At 40.7% G+C, this 20,110-nt stretch carries 23 protein-coding genes; 9 read left to right on the forward strand and 14 right to left on the reverse strand.

All coding sequences use genetic code 11. The annotated features are described in order from the left end of the window. Positions 1–74: 74 nt before the first annotated feature. Positions 75–818, forward strand: a complete 744-nt coding sequence (locus NT010_13695; GenBank protein MCX5807092.1) for an amidohydrolase family protein — start codon at positions 75–77, stop codon at positions 816–818. On the opposite strand, the gene NT010_13700 is transcribed toward NT010_13695, so the two are convergent. From NT010_13700 to NT010_13730, 7 genes are all read right to left on the reverse strand, one after another. Next, positions 800–1,264, reverse strand: a complete 465-nt coding sequence (locus tag NT010_13700; protein ID MCX5807093.1) for a DUF2569 family protein — start codon at positions 1,262–1,264, stop codon at positions 800–802. The genes NT010_13695 and NT010_13700 overlap by 19 nt on opposite strands. A gap of 28 nt (positions 1,265–1,292) precedes the next feature. Continuing rightward, positions 1,293–2,051, reverse strand: coding sequence for a ketoacid-CoA transferase (locus tag NT010_13705; protein MCX5807094.1), 759 nt, complete (start codon positions 2,049–2,051; stop codon positions 1,293–1,295). A gap of 16 nt (positions 2,052–2,067) precedes the next feature. Further along, positions 2,068–3,045 carry a CoA transferase subunit A gene (locus NT010_13710; protein MCX5807095.1) on the reverse strand — a complete coding sequence of 326 codons (978 nt, stop codon included), beginning with the start codon at positions 3,043–3,045 and terminating at the stop codon, positions 2,068–2,070. Positions 3,046–3,153: 108 nt separating this feature from the next. After that, the gene (locus NT010_13715) at positions 3,154–4,209 is read right to left on the reverse strand and encodes a TRAP transporter substrate-binding protein (protein MCX5807096.1); all 1,056 of its coding nucleotides are present in this window, start codon (positions 4,207–4,209) and stop codon (positions 3,154–3,156) included. 119 nt (positions 4,210–4,328) lie between these two features. After that, positions 4,329–5,630, reverse strand: a complete 1,302-nt coding sequence (locus NT010_13720; protein MCX5807097.1) for a TRAP transporter large permease — start codon at positions 5,628–5,630, stop codon at positions 4,329–4,331. Next, a complete protein-coding gene (locus tag NT010_13725) occupies positions 5,623–6,105 on the reverse strand; it encodes a TRAP transporter small permease (protein MCX5807098.1) in 483 nt (160 codons plus the stop codon). The genes NT010_13720 and NT010_13725 overlap by 8 nt, the downstream gene beginning before the upstream one ends. 466 nt (positions 6,106–6,571) lie before the next feature. After that, complete coding sequence (locus tag NT010_13730; GenBank protein MCX5807099.1) at positions 6,572–7,363, reverse strand: IclR family transcriptional regulator; 792 nt, start codon at positions 7,361–7,363, stop codon at positions 6,572–6,574. A gap of 248 nt (positions 7,364–7,611) precedes the next feature. Here NT010_13730 and NT010_13735 point away from each other — a divergent pair, with 248 nt between their 5' ends. Then, entirely contained in the window at positions 7,612–9,255 is a 1,644-nt protein-coding gene (locus tag NT010_13735) for an AMP-binding protein (GenBank protein ID MCX5807100.1), read from the forward strand. Between the two features lie 20 nt (positions 9,256–9,275). Here the strand turns inward: NT010_13735 and NT010_13740 are convergent, their stop codons facing one another. The 7 genes from NT010_13740 to NT010_13770 all read right to left on the reverse strand — a co-directional run bounded on the left by NT010_13740 (position 9,276) and on the right by NT010_13770 (position 14,603). Then, complete coding sequence (locus NT010_13740) at positions 9,276–9,809, reverse strand: class II aldolase/adducin family protein (GenBank protein ID MCX5807101.1); 534 nt, start codon at positions 9,807–9,809, stop codon at positions 9,276–9,278. Between the two features lie 74 nt (positions 9,810–9,883). Then, positions 9,884–10,915, reverse strand: coding sequence for an alcohol dehydrogenase catalytic domain-containing protein (locus NT010_13745; protein ID MCX5807102.1), 1,032 nt, complete (start codon positions 10,913–10,915; stop codon positions 9,884–9,886). Positions 10,916–10,922: 7 nt separating this feature from the next. Beyond that, complete coding sequence (gene lsrF / locus NT010_13750) at positions 10,923–11,813, reverse strand: 3-hydroxy-5-phosphonooxypentane-2,4-dione thiolase (protein ID MCX5807103.1); 891 nt, start codon at positions 11,811–11,813, stop codon at positions 10,923–10,925. A gap of 38 nt (positions 11,814–11,851) precedes the next feature. After that, positions 11,852–12,379: a 2-amino-4-hydroxy-6-hydroxymethyldihydropteridine diphosphokinase gene (gene folK / locus NT010_13755; protein ID MCX5807104.1), complete on the reverse strand. Its 528-nt coding sequence runs from the start codon at positions 12,377–12,379 to the stop codon at positions 11,852–11,854. An 8-nt stretch (positions 12,380–12,387) separates the two neighbouring features. Beyond that, positions 12,388–12,582 carry a twin-arginine translocase TatA/TatE family subunit gene (gene tatA / locus NT010_13760; protein ID MCX5807105.1) on the reverse strand — a complete coding sequence of 65 codons (195 nt, stop codon included), beginning with the start codon at positions 12,580–12,582 and terminating at the stop codon, positions 12,388–12,390. A 151-nt stretch (positions 12,583–12,733) separates the two neighbouring features. Continuing rightward, positions 12,734–13,516, reverse strand: coding sequence for a hypothetical protein (locus NT010_13765; protein MCX5807106.1), 783 nt, complete (start codon positions 13,514–13,516; stop codon positions 12,734–12,736). Positions 13,517–13,937: 421 nt separating this feature from the next. Then, a complete protein-coding gene (locus tag NT010_13770; GenBank protein MCX5807107.1) occupies positions 13,938–14,603 on the reverse strand; it encodes an HAD family hydrolase in 666 nt (221 codons plus the stop codon). A 184-nt stretch (positions 14,604–14,787) separates the two neighbouring features. Between NT010_13770 and amrB the strand changes: the two genes are divergently transcribed. The 7 genes from amrB (at position 14,788) to NT010_13805 (ending at position 20,106) form a co-directional block, all read left to right on the forward strand. Then, positions 14,788–15,642 (forward strand): AmmeMemoRadiSam system protein B, encoded by an 855-nt coding sequence (gene amrB / locus NT010_13775; GenBank protein MCX5807108.1) that lies wholly within the window; start codon positions 14,788–14,790, stop codon positions 15,640–15,642. Then, positions 15,639–16,172, forward strand: coding sequence for an AmmeMemoRadiSam system protein A (gene amrA, locus NT010_13780; protein MCX5807109.1), 534 nt, complete (start codon positions 15,639–15,641; stop codon positions 16,170–16,172). Before amrB ends, amrA begins: the two co-directional genes overlap by 4 nt. A gap of 203 nt (positions 16,173–16,375) precedes the next feature. Beyond that, entirely contained in the window at positions 16,376–16,576 is a 201-nt protein-coding gene (locus tag NT010_13785) for a DUF1858 domain-containing protein (GenBank protein MCX5807110.1), read from the forward strand. Positions 16,577–16,613: 37 nt separating this feature from the next. Continuing rightward, positions 16,614–17,237, forward strand: coding sequence for a nucleotidyltransferase family protein (locus NT010_13790; protein MCX5807111.1), 624 nt, complete (start codon positions 16,614–16,616; stop codon positions 17,235–17,237). Further along, positions 17,224–18,240 (forward strand): molybdopterin-binding protein, encoded by a 1,017-nt coding sequence (locus tag NT010_13795; GenBank protein MCX5807112.1) that lies wholly within the window; start codon positions 17,224–17,226, stop codon positions 18,238–18,240. Before NT010_13790 ends, NT010_13795 begins: the two co-directional genes overlap by 14 nt. Beyond that, positions 18,240–19,046 carry a selenium-dependent molybdenum cofactor biosynthesis protein YqeB gene (yqeB, locus tag NT010_13800; GenBank protein ID MCX5807113.1) on the forward strand — a complete coding sequence of 269 codons (807 nt, stop codon included), beginning with the start codon at positions 18,240–18,242 and terminating at the stop codon, positions 19,044–19,046. Before NT010_13795 ends, yqeB begins: the two co-directional genes overlap by 1 nt. A gap of 61 nt (positions 19,047–19,107) precedes the next feature. After that, entirely contained in the window at positions 19,108–20,106 is a 999-nt protein-coding gene (locus tag NT010_13805) for an XdhC family protein (GenBank protein ID MCX5807114.1), read from the forward strand. The last annotated feature ends 4 nt before the right edge of the window (positions 20,107–20,110 follow it).

A 20,110-nucleotide genomic window follows, 5' to 3' on the forward strand; every position in this document is an offset into this window, starting at 1 on the left:
AGGATCGCCGGCTCTTCTCCGGGCTATGCAAAGCTTTACAACACAATATCATTTATGCTATGCATCTTTCAACAATGAATTTTGAGATTATCATAGACAGTCATTCACACTGGGGACCTTCTATATCAATGAGCATAGATGTAACCACAGAGGAACTCCAAAGACAGCAAAAAGAATCGGGTGTGACGCATGTAGTTATCATACCGTTCCCGTCTACTGCAATTGCGGATAATGGGATTAATGTGAAGCTTCTTGACGAGACTAAGAGAATTTCAAAGTTCATACCCTACCATTATATAAGGGAAGATTATGATAAATATGGTTTTGATCCCATACCTGACTCATATTCCGGAGGAAAATGGCACTGGATGAGAGGGTGGCAGGATATGGCTTCAAATTATGATGTTCTGAATGATGAGTTTCTTCCCGGACTTATAGAAAAAATTAAAATGATAGGAAAACCTGTTATTATTGAGGAAGAGCTTAACTTTACAGAACGTTTCGTTGAGATGGCAGAGGGGATTTCCCTTATCATTCCGCATCTTGGCATGCTCGATGGTGATCCTCATTCGTTTTTGCGGAGCTTTAAAAACAAAGACAACATATACTTTGACACAGCCCTTGCTTCTCAGGATACGATTTCAAGGTTTGTACAAACAATAGGTCCGGAAAGAGTTCTCTTTGGTTCAGATGTACCTTTTGGCTCAATGAAAAGCGAGCTTTCAAAGGTGCTTGCATTGCCGATATCTTATGAAGAAAAGGAACTGCTCCTTTATAAAAATTTTATAAGGCTAACGGATTACAAATTAGAACCGTAAGTAGCCATTACCCTTCTTGATTTTTTCAAATATAGATACCATGCCGATGCATAAAGAACAGTCAGCAGGCTGTTCAATACATTATTACCGGAAATGCCTTTGATTGTTTCCGCCTGGAGACCTACCAATGTGGGGATAAATATTGAAAAGATCGAATAGAGCGAAATAGCAAGGAGATATTTTTTTGCAGTGGTTACTGCATTGGGAAGGATTTTCCATAAGGATAACCCTGCATATACACTGAAAACTGCCAATCCTATGCTGCATATCCCGTTTATGAGTACCATCTTTAATAACTCCGGATGTTTATTAAAAAAAGGTTTTGTCAGATTGGTTATAATAATAAGATTTAAAAAGATAGAGGAAGGATCAAGAATTGTCAGGCTTATGCACATAAGCAAGAGCCAGCCTTTTACGCCTTTTAGCTGCAAGTTTATTTCGTCCAACAGATTAAAACCTCATTCAATATGTATTTCATAATATCAAATTCTGAGGATCTACTTCTTCCCGCAATATCCTGAGTTCTTCAGAAGTCGGCCTTGCTGCTTCCACTGCTCTTGAAGTATCAATGTAGAAGCCTGTGTTTTCAGCGATGCTGTTGATGCTTATTCCGGGATAATATTCGGCAAGATACATCTGCTTTGTCTCTTTGTCGAATTTCATAATACAGAGATTTGTGACTACCGCCAGTGTCCCGCCTCTTTGCAGTCCGAGCCTTTCCCGTGAATCGCCTCCTTTATACCAACCAATACTTGTCATATAGTCGAGTTTTTCTACAAATCTCATTTTATCATGCTGCATAAAAACAATAACTCCTGATGCCAATGAAGCGACATCACAAGCGCCGCCGCTTCCGGAAAATCTTGTTACAGGTTTATGGTAGTCCCCTATAACAGTTGTATTTAAATTACCGTATTTATCAATTTGGGCAGAACCGAGAAAGGCAATGGTGCGGAGCTTTCTGTGTCCCACAATCGAAAAGGCCTCAATGAGCCCGGAATTTAAACAAGTTCTACTCATAACCCTTAAGTCAGATACAGCCATAGGGATTTCATCAAGGGTAGGGTCAATACCGCCTGTTTCAAAGAAAATAACTGCCTTCGGGGCACTGATTTTTTTTGCCGCAGTAGCAGCAAGCATTGATAAACCTGTTCCGGCAAATATAATGTCTCCATCTTTTATAAGCCTTCCGGCGTTGATTGCCATTATTTCATTATCGCTGTAATCCGCCATATTTATTCAATCTCCACTATCTTCTGTCAAGACCAGGTGCATACCCGAGTACAGGATTGGCTTTAATCCTGAGAAGTGTTGAAATGCCGATTTTATCAAGATATTCATCGTGCGAAGAGATGCTATACACCCATTCGTCAAGATATTGTCTGAAAAGATCGTCATCTTTTGCAGCTTTTTTGAAGATATTCAGGTGTTTAGGATCATAATCATAAAAGCCGTAACATGATGTTGGGTGTGCACCATAGGGTATTTTTACGATTGCATCAACAAAGAAAGGCGGCAGCGAATTCTGGTCCGGATCTGTACGGATGAATGTTGCAGGAACAATCTCCTCGCATGTGACGATAACAATATCTGCAGATTTAGCTTGTTCTATATCGGCAAAGGTTAATCCTTTAATGCGGACGGTGCCGTCATCCCCCACATATTGGGCATGAATTAAGGCGACATCAGGATTTAATGCAGGGAGTAGCACTATCTTATCATCATCTTCGTTAAAAGGATTTTGTGCAATAACCAGTTTCTTTTTTGCCACCTTTCTTTCTTTTCTTGTTTCTTTTGAAAATCCTTCCAGATTGACTATGTCGGTGCCTAGTCCGGATTTTGTCGCCATAAAAGGAATTCCGAGAGCGCCTGCAAAAAAACGCAAACTCATCTGATAATTTGAATAATCCTCAACTTCAATTTCGCCTTTTTCAACCGCATTCTTGAACCTTATACAGGTAGGCGCATACCTTCCATTGCCCCCGTATGCAATCTCCAGCCTCTTTACGCAGCCTGCACCAATAAGCACATCAAGCGCCTGACCATTGGAGTGGCACACAAGATGTATATTTTTTATATGTTGTCGGGTGATCTCGTATGAAAGGGCCATCGGATTCCTTGATACTGTAAACCCTCCAATAGCCAACTGGCAGCCGTCTTTGATAAACCTTGCAACGGCTTCTTTCAGAGTCATAAGTTTATCGGAAATATCATGAAAATTATCCATGTTATTGTATATACACCTTTATATCGGGGGGCTGTTTATTTAAAAGGCCACGCTCCATCATTTTCCGGTGAAGCGTGGCCTTTTATTAAAGATCAAAGTTGAAAATAATTAATACTGATAAGCAGTAGGAATTTTCTTAGCCTTTTCCTGTTTTGTCCAGTATTCGATGCGCTCTTTTACAAATTTTATCCAGCCGTCAATCTCAGCAGCCTTAAAACCCTTGGAAGTCAGATCCTTCTTATAGTCTTCGATAACAGGCTGAGCGGCCGCTATCCATTTACTATTTTCTACTTCATTGAGAGGTATGATTTTGCCGCCCTGTTTGAGAAAATATTCTTTGCCTTCAATGTCTATATTATTCCACTCAACAGTCCAGCGTTCAGTAAACTCTTTGGAAAACTCGGTAATGGTCTTCTGCACGTCCGGGGGAAGACTGGCCCATTTCTGTTTATTCATGACAACATAGAAACAATATGCACTTCCTACCCTCCATGACGCAGTGCTGTATCTCATGACTTCGCCTGTTTTAAAACCTTTCAATGTTTCAAGCGGTAGCAATGCGCCTTCAATGACACCCTTTTTGAGCGAATCATACATTTCTGGCGTAGAAACAGGAATTGGAGTGCCGCCAAAGGCTTTTACAATATCACCGAGTCTTCCTGTGCCCCTCAGTTTTAATCCTTTGACGTCTTCCGGTGTATTAACAGGTTTTTTAACAGTCTGGACTACATTTATCGGAGATGTACTGAGCATAATCACCTGATATTTATCAAATTCTTTTGGTTTATATTTGCTGTAAAAGTCATTGGCCACATGACCCGCAATCCAGGCGCTGGGAAAACCAAGAGGCAGTTCCATGATTTCCATAACCGGAAAACGTCCCCTTGTATAAGATAGATTTGAAAGTCCCATGTCGGCAATACCGGTTAGTACCCCGGCAGCCATCTTATCAGCGCTGAGCAAGGTGCTTCCTGTATACTGTGTTAACTCCACTTTACCGGCAAGCTTTTTATTAAGCTCCTCACAGTACTTACCCATCATTATTGAATTCATATGCATAGGGGGAAAATAATTAGCCATTTTAAGCTTAATGACATCGGCTGAAGCATGTGTTGAAAATAAAAACAAAACGATAAAAATAAGTAATATGCTCTTCCTTTTCATTGTGCTGCCTCCTTATAGTTTATTATATTTACTGTATTGTAACACATTGCCGCCTTTGTTCAAGTATATCTAAGTAACCACTACACTGCAACTTATGACTTTCTTAATGCTCATCTCTTTTATTTATAAAAAAGTGATGGCAGCCAGAGGGCGAGTTGAGGAAAAACAAAAAGAAGTCCCCAGACAGTTACAAGAGAAAGCAGAAACGGTGTTACACCCTTATATATCCGGCCCATAGGCTCCTTGGTTATGTTCTTTACAACGAATACACAGACAGCTACGGGCGGAATAACCACGCCGATCATGACAACAACGCCGATTACTATGCCGAACCATATAGGATCGAAGCCGAGCTTTTGTACAGCCGGGTAAAAGATAGGAGTTGCAAGGATCATAAATGCCAGGTCATCTATAAAAGACCCCCCGATCTCGTAAACAAAGCAAATCATAATCATGATAATATAACGGTTCAAGGGCAGCGACACAAGCCAGTCTGCTGTGTTTTGGGGAATATTTGTAACAGCGATAAAATGGCCAAGTATCACAGAGCCGGTTATGAGCATGAGAATCATCCCGGCAGTACGAAGAGCGTCTGAGACGGATTTGACGTATCCTTTAAAATTTAAGTTTCTTTTAGCTATTGCCAGAACAAGCACAGCAAAGGTGCCCATTGCCCCTGCTTCGGTGGGTGTGAAAAAACCTGCCATGATTCCGCCGACGACAAGGCAAAAAATAAGCAATATCCATGCAACCTCCGGCAGTGAGCGTATTCTTTCCTTCCATGTTGACCGTTCCGACATGGGTGCGATCTTTGGATTAATCTTTGCCCATGCATAAATAATCCCGAGAAAGAAAAAGGCTATAATGAGTCCAGGTATTATCCCGGCCAGGAAAAGCTTTCCTATGGATTGTTCGGTAATAACGCCGAATAGAATGAGCACTACACTGGGTGGTATGATGCACCCCAGCGTTCCTACTGTTGCGACTATACCTGTTGATAATCTTCTGTCATAACCGTAACGGTCCATCTCAGGGACCGCAACGCTGGCAAAAGTGGCCGAGGTAGCGGCAGAGGATCCGCAAATGGCCTTGAAACCGGTAGCCCCAATTACAGTGGCCATGGCAAGACCGCCGGGTATGTGGCCGACAAATTTATGCGCAGAATCGTACAATCTTACTGCAATGCCTGCGTTAAAACCTATTTGACCCATAAGGATAAAGAGAGGAAAAACCGTATATCCATAACTCGTTATGACGTCATAAATATCTCTGCCTACGAGTTGCATGGCAGGCTGGAAGCCGTTTAAGTAAGCGAAACCTGCAAAACCTATTAAGGCCATTCCGAAGCCAAGTTCTATACCTGTTGTGAAAAGAAGGAGCAGTGCAACCAGTGCTATAATACCTGCGGTGATTTCATTCATATTGACCCCCCCAGACTTTCACGATGTCGGAGATAAAGACCAGGCACTCGACAAAGCAGCATATTCCCACGGTGTATGCAATGGGGAAAAAGGGTATCTTGAGCGTGGATGAGACTTCGCCTGATGCATGAAATTCGTTGCCGACCATGAAAAGGTTATATCCTATAAGGGCAAATAGAAAGATGCACAGAACCCGTGAAAAGGTGTTCATTATGGCCTTGCCATTCTTGGGTAGTCTATCCAGGAGAATTTCCATATATACATGCCCGCGATCCAACGATACCTGGGGGATGGTAAAACCGATCACAATCGCAAGCAATAAGGACACTATTTCGTATGTGCCCAGGATGGGATGTTTGCCGGCTCTCATGAAAATATCAGAAACGGTCAAAAACATCATTAAAGTAAGAGCTGTACCGCCTATAATGTTTAGGACTTTACTCACTTTTTGAAGAATTTTATACGCTTGATCCATTATACCTCCTTATTCCTTACATTTTATCCGTATAAATGCATAGAAGCAGCCGAAAAGCATAACTGTTTCTTTGGTAATGATTCATCATATTGCTGTTATCGAGATATTTTGATATGGATATCAAATAAATTTCCTCAAAAACATAGATGAGTGTATTGTTCTATATAAATTGATCACAATCTTAATATGTTTAGTTTTAAGAAAAGCAAGGCCGCTTGTCAAGAGATATTTGTGAAATCTAAACTTAGACAAAATTATATTACCTACCCTAATGTTATATTATAACGCGCTCGGAAAGCATATCGTTGAATGAAATAGTCTTTCATAGAATGATATTACCTATGCCAAAAGATTGTCAAGTAAAAAAGAGGAGTTAGGAAATTGTCAATGAAATTAACAGGTAAACAGATACAAAAGAAAATTGTAAAATAAATATATGAAAATTAAACAAATTTAAAAAAATCATTTACTCTGCTTTTTCAGAATAACCTAATTCTTTAGAAATGATCATAGCTGTTGCCATGACCTCTTTTACTATTATCTTAAGGTCTTCTGAATCAGCAGATGATGAGATAAAACCAACTCCTAAAGAAGCCACAACATTTCCATTAAAATCACGAATCGGAGCGGAAATACCATTAATACCTTCAAAAACTGTTTCATTATCAAAAGCAAATCCTTGTTTTCGTACCTTATGAAGCAATTTTATGAATTCTTCTTTATTTGTAATGGATTTTTTTGTAAAGGCCGTCAAAGGATTCTTTTGCAAGAGTCGTTCGATTTCTTCATTGGGCAGATATGACATTAAAACTAACCCCATCATACCCCAATATGGAGGGCGGCGTGTGCCCATTTCCGAAGTGAAACGAATTGGGTTTCTCGGGTCGTCCCTTTTGTCTAAATACAGTACTTCATCACGATCAAGAATCCCCAGAAATACTGTTTTGCCCAGACTCATCTGTAATTTATTTATATGTGGAGATGAAATATTTCTAAGAGATAAAGAGTTAAAAACGATACTTCCCAATTCGAACAATCTAAAACCGAGGGAATATTGCCTTGATTGCTGATCCTGTCTAAGGAAACCATATTTTACAAGTGTTGAACAGAGTCTTAAAACTGTAGCTCTGGGTAGACTGAGAATATTAGAAAGCTGAGCCAGAGAAAGTGCATGTAAATTGTTATTAAAAACAATCAGTATCTGCAATGCTCTTTCCAATGACCTGTTGTAAAAAGCTTCATCCCTGGTTGATTGCATTATTTCACTAATTAAATAATTTGTTTACAATTTGCAATACAATTACCGGATTGTCAACAGGAAAAACAGCAGTTGTAGGTTAAGTTAATTTTTCTTGACAAAAATTTTCGAAAAGGTAATATCATTCCATGCACATCTATTTCATACACTGATATTTATTCTGGGTGTTTATTTTGTGGAAAATCACGAAGTTCTTCGGACCCATAAGGAGACGCTACGAGCAAATTCAGGCAAGGAGGTAGCTTTATATGGCGATAGAAGGTTTTACGGAATATGCAAAGGAAGACCGGGAGAAGTACAACAGATTAAGGTGGTGGCTTGGAATGACATGGGGAGATATGTTTGATAAAGCCACAGACCTTTACCCTGATAAAATTGCTCTGGTTGACGATGTGGGCCGTTGGACATATAAGGAACTACGGGAAAAGGTTGATCGCCTTGCAATCAGTTTGATGAAACTTGGCATAAAACCTTGTGACCAGGTCATGCTTCAGTTTCCTAACTGGCACGAATATATTCTGACATTTTTTGCCATGCAGAAAATTGGCGCTATTACAGTGCTTCTCATTCCGAGGCATAATCAGTTAGAGATTAACCATCTTGCCAAATTAACAAAACCTGTGGCCTGGATTCTGCCTCAAAAGTACGGTAAGATCGACTACCAGCCGATAATTGATGACGTATTGAAAGAAAATCCACAGATTAAGCACATAATCCAAGTCCGGACAGAGAAAAACAACAAATATACAACTTTAGATGCATTGATCGAAGAAGCGGAGCTGACCGAGGAAAATCTTAAAGCGTTAAATGATCGGAGGCCTGACCCTGATGAGGCCTCCCATATAATGCCTACAGGAGGAACAACGGGATTGCCGAAGGCAAGTGTACGGACACACAACTGTTATATATGCAACATAGAATATCATTCGAGGGCATGGGAAATCACAAGCAATGATACCATTATGGTCATAACGCCCGTAACGCACAGTATGGCTATGCACTGGGGAATTGGTGCGGCAATATTTAATTATGCAAAGCTTGTCCTGCTTGATTCGGTACAGGCCGAAGACATTTGCGAACGTATTGCGTCGGAAAAGGTTACGGCTATGCCTTCTGTTCCAGCCCTGATTGCCAGGATAGTTAACATGGAAAACCTCGAAAAGTATGACCTGAGTTCGTTAAAGACAATATCTGTCGGTGGTTCACCGAGTACTCCGGATCTGGTCATGGCTGTATATGACAAGTTAAAGTGTATATTTATAAACGGATTTGGTTCGTCCGAGGGCACTAATACAGCCACAAGGCCGGGGGACAGTATTGATATCATATGCAATAGTGTAGGCAGAAAAGTCTGTCCTTATGATACGATCAAAATCATTGATGAAGAAGGAAACGAAGTATCGACAGGAGTGGAAGGGGAACTTGTCTCAAAAGGTCCGGGTATTTTTACAGGTTACTTTAAATCCCCGGATGAAAACAGCCTGATATTTACCGATGACGGGTTTTTCAAAACCGGTGATAAAGCAAAGAAAGATCAATATGGGAACATTACCATAACGGGCAGGTTTAAAGACATCATCAACAGAGGCGGTGAAAAAATAAGTGCTTTAGAAATTGAGAATCTAATGAGCGCAAACCAGTATATTCGAGAAACCGCTGTGGTTGGTATGCCTGACAAGATACTGGGTGAGAGGATCTGTGCCTATGTTACCCTGAAACCAGGGATAACGCTCACCTTCGAAGAGATTATTGCCTTCCTGAAGGAAAAGGGCGCATCCGTACAACAGCTTCCCGAGAGGATCGAATTCGTTGAGATGCTGCCTTTGACAAAAGTGGGTAAAGTTGACAAGAAAGTTCTCAGAGAAGACATTAAGAAACGGATAGCAGAGTAGAAATAGAAGTTTTATAACGTTTACATTCTATTTAAGTGATACAGAAAAAATCCAGACGATTCGAGGCTGCTTGTGAACATGTGGGCCTCTTCGAGTGTATTGCCCTTTGCAAAACTGCCATGTCCTCGAACAAGAACTATTTTATGGTCTTTAAGGCATTCACTGACCATTTCTGCAGCTTCTTCCGAAGCGATAGTGTTTTCAGGAGTTGTGACAGGTATTTTTTTAAAAAGAAAAGAGCCTTCCGAATCAATCGGTGTAAGCTCATCTTTAATCATGGAGAATAGGGTAGCATAAGGCGGGTGTGCATGTATGATTGCGAGAGCGCTGGTGTTTTTGTATATAGCCCAGTGTACAACTGCCTCCGATGACGCAGAAGACAGGCCAGGATCATCCCTTTCAAGTTCCAGTTCAATGATATCACTTAATTTTAAGCGGCCCATCATAGAACCTTTTTTTGTAATGTATATCTTGTTGCCGATGCGCATACTCATATTTCCAGCATGAGAGCTTATCAAACCCCTTAAAAAAAATCTTTTCCTGTATCTCTGAATGTAGCGAAAAGGATGTTTTTCGGCAAATCAATCACCCAAACAAATGTTTATAAACAACTTGTCTGTTAAAAACATTATTTTTTATGCGGTTCTATAATTACCTTCAGGCAGTTTTTTCCTTCGCCGGCAGCTTTAAATCCCTTGGCAATATCTTCAAGACCGAATCTGTGTGTAATCATATCTTCGACATGAACATTCCCGGCCCTGATCAATTCCATGGCTTGTACATTATCGAGCGGGGCAGCGCCGTAACAGGTTTTGAGGTTTACGTCGTTTCTCCAGAAAGGATTGAAATCTATATTAAGCGTTTGTCCCGGATTAGGTACGGCAAAAAATAAAACAGTACCGCCCCGGTCAACAGACTGCAAAGCCTGCTGTGCAGCGGACAAAACCCCTGCGCAGATAATAACTTTATCTGCCAGTCGGCCGTGATTTACCTTTTGTATCAGTCCAGGTATATCTCCATCAGCATGTATTGTATGTTCAGCGCCGAATCTCTTTGCAGCTTCCAGTCTGTAATCATCAATGTCCGTTGCAATGATCCTCCCGGCGCCAAGAGAATGGGCAAGCTTAATCATAAGCAGACCGGCAATACCGCAGCCAAGAACCAACAAGGTGTCTTCGGGCTTCAGGGCAACAGCCCTCAGTCCCCTGACTATTGTTCCTAAGGGTTCAACGAATGACCCTTGCTCATAGGTCATTTCATCAGGAAGGAGCAGTGTGCCGGTATCGATGCTTTTCCCTGATACCTTCAGGTATTCTGAAAATCCGCCCGGATCAAAATTATTTTTCGTTTGAAATACCTGGCATGCTGTCTGATGGCCGGTGAGGCAGAAATGGCATTCGTCGCATGGCACATGGTGTGTTGCAAAGACCCTGTCGCCTTTTTTGAATTTTAAAACCTCTTCCCCGACCTCAACTATTTCGCCGGTCAGTTCATGCCCAAGCACTAAAGGCGCCTTTTTTATACGGTACCATTCCATGATGTCGCTGCCGCAAATGCCGCTTGCCATAACCTTAATAAGGATATCCCTTTTGCCCACCACGGGGATCGGCAATTCTTCTACCTCTACTTTGCTGTTGCTATAATACATTCCTACGCGCATGACCGGTTTATCCCTTCTTCGCTTCGTTCTTTTCGGTCAGGAAGAAATCATAAGCTGCCTTAGGATTTTCTCCTTCATGAACAACCTTCCTAATTGCTTTAATCATGGCAACAGGCGATTCTGATTGAAAAATATTACGGCCCATATCTACGCCAGCCGCACCGTCCTGGATGGCATTGTAAGCCATTGTCAAGGCCTCAAGTTCAGGTAATTTTTTGCCTCCTGCAATAACAATAGGTACCGGACAGGCGGCTACAACAGTATCGAAACCTTCAGGCACATAGTAGGTTTTTACGTATGTTACTCCGAGTTCTGCAATGATGCGGGATGCCAGACGCATGTATTTTGCATCCCGTGCCATTTCTTTGCCTACTGCGGTAACACCGAGCGTGGGAATACCGTAGCGGTTGCCCATATCCACAAGGCGGGTCATATTGTGTACCGATTGCGTTTCCATCTGTCCCCCGATGAAAACCTGAACAGCCATAGCTGAAACATTCAAACGGATGGCTTCATCAATATCTATTGCAATTTGCTCATTTGAAAGCTCGTTCAAAATGCTTGGTCCTCCGCTTGCTCTCAGAACTATTCCTTTGTCAAAGTCGGGTGGGATAATTGTCCTCAAGATGCCACGGGTAAGCATTAGCGTATCTGCATAGGGTAAAAGCGGCAGGATAGTTACATCAACACGTTCCAGGCCTGTTGTTGGGCCTTGAAAATATCCGTGGTCGATAGCAAGCATAACTGTTTTACCGGACTTAGGGTTAAATATCCTGGACAAACGGTTTTTCATCCCCCAGTCTATGTTGTTGGAGCCCTTCAGAAAAAAAGGCTCACTTTTGGCAGGTATGTCTATATAAAACTGCTTTTCCTTTTCAGATTCGTCAACTTCCGGCATAGTTATTAGCTCCTTTCAGTATTTTTTGATAATACATCCTAATCTCTGCAGGTGTTTTTTGTCAATGGAAAATCAGGGGATTTGATCATCTCTATATTCTGCTCATCGCCAATATCGGAAAGAAACTCTTTAAGCTGTTTTCCATATATTGGATGAACGATTGCAGGTTCAATTTCAATACATGGAATAATGGCAAATTTTCTCTTATGAAGCTCAGGGTGGGGTATCTTTAATAACGGTGTATCAAGCACCAGATCTCCAAAGAGCAGAATGTCAAGGTCTATTATTCTCGGACCGTTTTTTAAAACTCTTTTTCTGCCCATTGTTTTTTCTATATTGCTAAGAAAACGTAGCAGGTCAAAGGGCGAGCCATTCCACATGACACATGTTGCACAATTAATAAAGTTGTTTTGTTCTATTGTTGATACCGGTGATGTGGAATAAAGGGAAGATATGGAAATTAACCTGACCCTCTTGTCTTCTGCTAATTTCATTATGCTTAACTTGCAATTATCTGTGATGTTGCCGATATTTGAACCAATTCCTATAAACGCTTTTTGTTCCACGATGATTATTAAGAAGACTTGTCGTTAATTTTACTGTCTTTAGGGGGGGATATATCTATTGCGTCAGGTTCTTTATATGTTTTCTTGAAATTCTTAATGCTTTTACCGATTGCCTCACCTAAGCCGGGGAGCTTACCTGCGCCAAAGATGATGAATATTATAACAAGTATAATTATAAGTTCAGGAAATCCGATACCAAACATGATTCTAAAATATCACTACATGTCCGGAATAGTCAATGATATTCGTAGTAATTAATTGATGGACCAAGTTCATGTACTAATATTGTTGTTGCAAGAAAAAAAGAGGCAAGGTTGGGGGGTAACCTTGCCTCTATCTATGATAAGGAGGTATTTAAATCTTGTTTACTCTTTTTCTTATGACTCCGACTCCCATGAGTCCTGCACCTAAAAGATATATTGCAGGTGGAACAGGAACGGTGCCGGTGGTAACTAACATATCCTGTCTCTCATGGCCACTCACTCCTGCAAAGCCTTGTTCCCACAATGTTGCAACCATTACAGGATATTCACGAGTTAACCCGTTGAAATTATTATCCTTGGCATTATACTCGGTTCCAAACTTTTCCATAACCTGGTGTCTGAATGTATTGCCATCGCCAGGGTCAGATACTTCTCCTTCGAGCCACCATATCGTATTCTGGAGAGCGCTGGCAGAATTGTGTCTGCCTGCTTCTGTATTATAATCGTAAGAGCCTAAAGTACCCTGTGAAAAATAGTAATAGAGCCATGCCGCACCTTTAGACAATGAATCGCTACCGCCTGCTGCACCTCCTCCACCATATACCGCTGCATTACTGAGAACCACACTGTTAATGGTGTTTCCCCAAATGTGTTCGGGATATTCCAAACAAAAGCTTTGGAGAGCATAATTTCCGCCTATGTAGATCTTTGCTAACAAGCTGTAATTGTTGAGAAGCGGTTCTAGACCATCACCAGGCTGTAATGTAAATTCTCCTCCTTGCCCTGTCTGATACGGCCCATAGCCATTATAGCCATACAATGTTGCATTCGTGTTGCTTCCGGTAGTTGTAAGCGTATAAGCCATTGCCGTACCTGACATAAATATAGAAGCTACTAAAACCAATATTATTAAAATAGAACCCTTTAACCTCACGAATAACCTCCTTTTAGAATCTTTTATTTTTTGGTCGTTTTTTGTTATTAATAAAATGTTATACAATATGTTATACAATGTACAACAATTTAGATTCTTTGTATGTAGGATATGTACGACAGTTTGTGTAGGAAAAGTTGGAATAATTTTGTAGTTTTCAATTTTTAATTCTATTGGATGACAATACGTAAAATATTGGCTAATTATATTTATATGGATGACAAGGCTGAGATAAAATATGTAAGACTATGATTTTACAGTGGAGTTAAGTTTGTTCTGGAAAAATAATAAATTGTATTTTTCGGAGAAAAATAGAAAAACTATCACATTCAGGCAAATATTTATGGAAAAATTGATTATTCAAATGTTTACCTTGGCAAAATAAACAAAGTTATATAAATGAAGACGAATTGATACGCTATCAAAGTGCACGAAGAAGCTCTTCATAGTTTTTAATTACATGATCAGGTTTTGCAGTCAGAATATCATCCTTTACATTTTCCCCTTCTGTAATGATTATTACCCGAAGACCTGCATTTCTTGCAGCATTGATATCATCCAGACTGTCGCCCATAAAAATGGTCTTATCTTTTTTTGCCCTCAGCCATTCCATTGCCATATTTAACCCATCAGGGCTGGGCTTAAGATTCAGGACATCATTGCGGCTCAGGGAAATATTAAAAAGCCCTTCCAGGCCAAGTTTCGATAAAGCCTTTGTAAGGGTCTTGCCTCCTACATTGCTTACAAGACCGGTACGAACCCCCTTTGCTCTGATTGCAAGAAGAAAATCTTTTGCACCGGGTCGTAATGCCCAGCGTGTCAGGGCATCTTCATCGTATTGATCATAGATACAACCTATCTTCTCCTGCACTTGATCAGGATCCAAACCTATTTCAGTTGATGCCTGCATGGCCTCTTTCATCAGAGTGGAGTATCTTCTGCTTTTAATACGGTCTTTAGCAAAACCAACATCCAAGAGCATCTTCAGAGTTGTTTCAACTGCTTCGGAAAGTTTCCATTGAAAATCGACAAGGGTCCCTTCATAATCAAAAAGCATTGTGTCAATGTCATCAAAACGTATATTCATGATTACCGCACCCCTTTGAAGTATGTTCTTATAATATGTTGCAAATTAATTGCAAATCCCGATAAGGATCATATTAGTACGGCATTTTTTAGCCGGAAGCGGCCGGCACTATGTCCAGAGCTTCAAAACAGTATAACAAGTTTAGCTTGTTTACACCAAATAAAAATGTGATATAATCAGTAATATGGTATATATCAGAGAACCGGCTGTAAGTGGAATGTTCTATCCGGGCAACCCGGAAATTCTACGGAGAGATTTAGCAAAATATATGGAAAATGCGGTCTTTGATGCCGTCGAAGGAGAAGTTATCGGCATGATTTCTCCTCATGCAGGGTATGTTTATTCGGCCCCGGTGGCTGCTTACGGTTATAAGTCGTTGCTTGGCAGGATCTATGATGCTGTAATTATTATAGCACCGAGCCATAGAGTGAATTTTGAAGGAGTTGCAATACAAAACAACGGTGGTTACAGAACGCCTCTTGGAATAGTAGACATAGACGAGGATTTATCTGAGGAGATTTTAAAAGAAGGTAGTGCGGTAAATATAAATACCAAGGCACACATAGGAGAACATTCCCTTGAAGTCCAACTCCCCTTTCTGCAAGTTGTTCTTAATTCATTTAAACTTGTTCCACTTATAATGGGAACACAGGACCTGTCAGTATGTGAGGAATTGTCGAGATGCCTTTATGAAGTGCTAAAAAAGAGCGGCAAGCATTTCTTAATAGTAGGAAGTTCAGACCTTTCCCACTATTATCCATATGACGAAGCAGTAAACATTGACAAAGTTATTGTTGAGCATCTTGAAAAATTCAACACACAGGGACTGGCCGAGGATTTTAGCCGGAATAAATGCGAAGCTTGCGGTTTTGGTACGATGATAACAACTATGATGGTATCTGAAAAATGTGGTGCAACAGGTTCAAAGGTTTTGAAATATGCAAATTCTGGCGAAGTATCAGGTGATAAAAGCGGGGTTGTAGGCTATGTTTCAAGTGTATTCTATAAACCTTCTGAAAATAAGGAGAACCTTAATTGAGTCTTTCTGGAGAAGAAAAGGCAGAGCTTAAAAGGTTTGCAAGAAATGCGATAGAATCTGTTTTATTCGGAAGGCCGGAAGAGGTCGTACAAATCCCGGAAAGGTTGAAGGAAAAAGGTGGTGCCTTTGTTACAATTAAAAAGAAAGGTGATTTAAGAGGATGTATCGGCTACATAAACGCTATATTGCCTATTTTTGAGACTGTGAAAGAGACAGCGATACAAGCGGCATTTCATGATCCGAGGTTTGATCCTGTTGATATAAAAGAATGGGAGGATATCAATATAGAAATTTCTGTTTTAACCCCCATGAAAAAGATCGAAGATATTGCAGAGATAGAAGTTGGCATTCATGGTTTATACATCGAGAAAGGATACAATTCCGGGCTTCTGCTCCCACAGGTGGCTACGGAATATAACTGGGACAGGATGACTTTTCTTGAGCACACATGTTATAAGGCAGGTCTTCCAAAAAACGCCTGGAAATCAAAAGACACTATTATTTATATCTTTTCAGCAGATGTTTTTTAACTTAAATGGAATTGTCAGAAGTAACATGAAAATTGATGAATGGCATAAGAAAATAAGCGCATTAAGTTGCAATCCGTGAAAATACCCCGCAAAGCGGGCGAGAGGGGAAGTATCTTCGAGCCGGGGCACCCGCTGCGGGTCGTGAAGAGGGGGCGACCGAGTACCCGCTTGCGGGTGTCCCAGTAATAGTAAGGAGTATAAAAATGATTGATAAAAACATGTCTATTGATGATGTCGTAAAAAAGTATCCTGAGACAATCCGGGTATTTGAACAGCATGGACTTGGTTGTATCGGATGCCAGGCTGCCCTTTTCGAGAACATTGAACAAGGAGCTGAAATCCACGGGATCGATGTAAGTGTACTGATCAGCGATCTCAATAAAGCAGTAGCAAAAACCCTTTGACAGAAAGGCAGCTTTAGCTGTTAGTTTATGGCAGAACATGCAAAAAATATATACGGTAATATTGGCTGCCGGTACTTCAAGCAGACTTGGTTTTAATAAGCTTACAGTAAAAATAGACGGTCAGTCGGTAATTGCCAGGACTGTTGAATGTTTTTGTATAGAAGGTATAGAAAAGATATTTATTGTTACCAATCCTGAAAGCCTTGAAATTAAAAAAGAGCTTGAAGACTTTTTTCTCTCCTCTTCCATATCTATTGTACTTGTTAACAACCCTGATTACAAAGATGGCATGTCCTCATCAGTAAAGGCTGTGCTTCCCTTTATTGAGGACGCTGATGGTGTCTTTTTCCATCTTGGCGATAAGCCTTTTATAAAAAGGGAAACAATAAGCAGTATGCTGGATATGTATTTGAACGAAGGTCCTCGAATGCTTATTCCTGAATATAATGACAACAAGGGACATCCGGTAATGGTGAAAATCAAGCTTTACATTGAGGAGATGAAGATACTCACAGGGGACAGAGGCTTAAGGGAAATCATAGATAAACATATGGAAGATGTGGTATTTATAAAGGGTGATGAGGGAAGTGTTTTCGACATAGATACTATTGAAACAATAAATCTTTTAAAAGAAAGGGGATACAGGATTGAAAAAGGTTAAAGTGGAGGATGCGCTCGGGTTGGTGCTTGCCCATGATATTACCGAGATTATCCCCGGAAAGAAAAAGGATGTGGCCTTCAAAAGGGGAAGGATTATCGAAAAAGATGATGTAGAAAAACTTTTAGATCTTGGTAAAGGGCAAGTATTCATTTTTGATAAGAAACTTAAGGGTATCCACGAAGATGAGGCAGGCATGAGGATTGCCCGATCCATCATAGACAGCAATATGGAGTCTGTTCCTGCGAAGGAAGGAAAAGCAAATATAGTAAGTAAGGTGAAGGGCCTTTTTTATGTGAATGAAAAACATCTCTATGAAATCAATAGAATTTCCGATGTGCTTTTGAGCACCGTCCCGAACAGATACCCGGTGAAAGAAGGCGATATTGTTGCAGCAACAAGGATTATCCCCCTTTACACGAATGAGAAGGTGTTGAAAAGGGCAGAGAGGGTAGGGAAGAAGGGGATTATTTCAATAAGCCCTTTTAAAGACCTTAAAATAGGCCTTGTAATTACGGGCAGTGAGGTCTTTAGCGGCAGGATACAGGACGGTTCTTATGTTGTTGAAGAGAAAATCAGAGGATACGGGCTGGATGTTATAGGCAAGACTCTTGTTCCGGATGATGTTGAAACTATAGGAAATGCCGTTAATGCACTGCTTGAAAAGGGCGCAGATATTGTTATAACAACAGGAGGTCTTTCTGTTGATCCGGACGATGTGACAAAGGATGGGATCGAATCAACAGGAGCTAAAGTTATATTTTATGGTACGCCTGTTTTTCCGGGAGCTATGTTCCTTGTGGCACGTATAAAGGATAAATATATTCTTGGCGCGCCTGCATGTGTTTATTACAGCAAGCACACCGCGCTTGATATATTCCTCCCAAGGATTATGGCAGGGGAGGAAATACGTAAAAATGATTCGGCTAAACTTTCATACGGCGGTCTTTGTCTGCATTGCAATGTTTGCCGTTATCCTGTATGTTTTTTCGGGAAGGGATTGTGATGAACAACAGAATTCAGGATTTAAAGATAGTTATAAAGGGTGCCGGCGAGATGGCATCAGGAATTGCATGCAGACTTTTTATGGCTAATCTTAAACAGATTGTCATGACCGAGATACCCAAGCCGCTTACTGTAAGAAGAACCGTTGCCTTTTCCGAAGCAATCTATGAAAAAGAATGGACGGTTGAAGGTGTTGTTGCAGGCCTGGCGATGAATGCGGATGTGATTGAGAAAATCTGGAAAGAGAATAAAATAGCAGTGATAGTTGACCCTGAATGGAAGATCGTAGAAGAACTAAAGCCGGATGTGGTTATTGATGCAATTATGGCAAAACGGAATATCGGGACAGAGAAAGGCGAAGCACCGCTGGTTATAGGTGTAGGTCCGGGTTTTTCAGCACCGCAGGACGTCCATGCGGTAGTGGAGAGCAACAGAGGGCACAACCTTGGGAGAGTTTTTTATAGCGGCGCAGCAGAGCCGTATACAGGGATACCTGGTCCTGTAATGGGTTATACTACTGAACGGGTGTTGAGGTCGCCGCACGAAGGTCTGATAAAACATGTCAAGACAATGGGAGATCAGGTAAAAAAAGGTGAGACAGTGATGTTTGTCAATGATACGCCCGTGCCTGCTCCATTCGATGCTTTACTTAGAGGGCTGATACGCGAGATCCATGTGAAGGCAGAAGAAAAGATAGGAGATATTGATCCGAAAGCAACAAAAGAATATTGTTTTATTATTACAGAAAAAGCAAGAGCAATAGGCGGTGGTGTACTTGAGGCGATTATGCACTTTTCCTTCGCATAACATACAGAGCTGAGCATTTTGTACATAAACTTCCGGTTTCCGACCCATTGAGGAGATGGATATGGATTTATATGGGACAATTGAACAATATATTAAAAACGGACAAAAAGGTGTGCTGGCAACAGTAATATACCGGGCCGGATCAGCTCCGAGAGATATCGGAACCAAGATGTTTATAGGCGATGATGGAAAATGTTTCGGTACTGTCGGCGGCGGCCGCCTTGAATTTGATGCGCACAGAGAAGCAATGCGTATAATGGAAACAGGAGGAATGAACGTAATTCATTTCAGGATGAATTCAAAGGAAGTTGCTGAAGATGGAATGCTCTGCGGAGGGAATGTCGATATTCTTCTGGAGCCTGTAAAAGAAAAATATTTGGAGCTTTACAGGAAGATTGGAAATCTATTACAGAAAAGAGGCAAGGGCGTTGTTGTTACAGTATTTGATGGGAATAATATACGTAAGACCCTCATTGAGCAGGATGCCGGCACAACCGGTGATATACTGGAAGAAAGAGAAATGCAAAAATTCTATAAATATATTCATGAAAATCAACCTGCTGTTATTGATGGGGTTATTGTCGAACCTTTAAAAGTCTTTTCTTCATTATATATATTCGGTGCAGGACATGTTTCGCAATTTATCTCTAAAATTGCGAAAATTGTAGATTTCTATGTTGTAGTTATTGATGACAGGGAGGAATTTGCAAACAGGGAAAAGTTTCCTGAGGCAGATGAGATCATTGTTGAAGATTTTCATACAATGTTCGAAAAATTGAAATTTACAGGACAGGAATTTGTCACGATTGTTACAAGAGGGCATAAATATGATGCGGATGTTCTTGCTGAAGCGTTAAAAAAACCTTTAAAATATACGGGAATGATTGGCAGTAAAAGGAAAGTAAAGATTGTTTTTGACTTTATGAGGGAATCAGGTTTCAGTGAAGAAGCAATTGGAAAGGTGTATGCTCCTATCGGTCTTTCCATAGGTGCAGAAACGCCGCAAGAGATTGCCGTCAGTATAGTAGCCGAGCTTATTAAAATAAGGGGAGAACATTAAAGGT

This window comes from Pseudomonadota bacterium, assembly GCA_026388275.1.
Taxonomy (GTDB): Bacteria; Desulfobacterota; Syntrophorhabdia; order Syntrophorhabdales; family Syntrophorhabdaceae; genus JAPLKB01.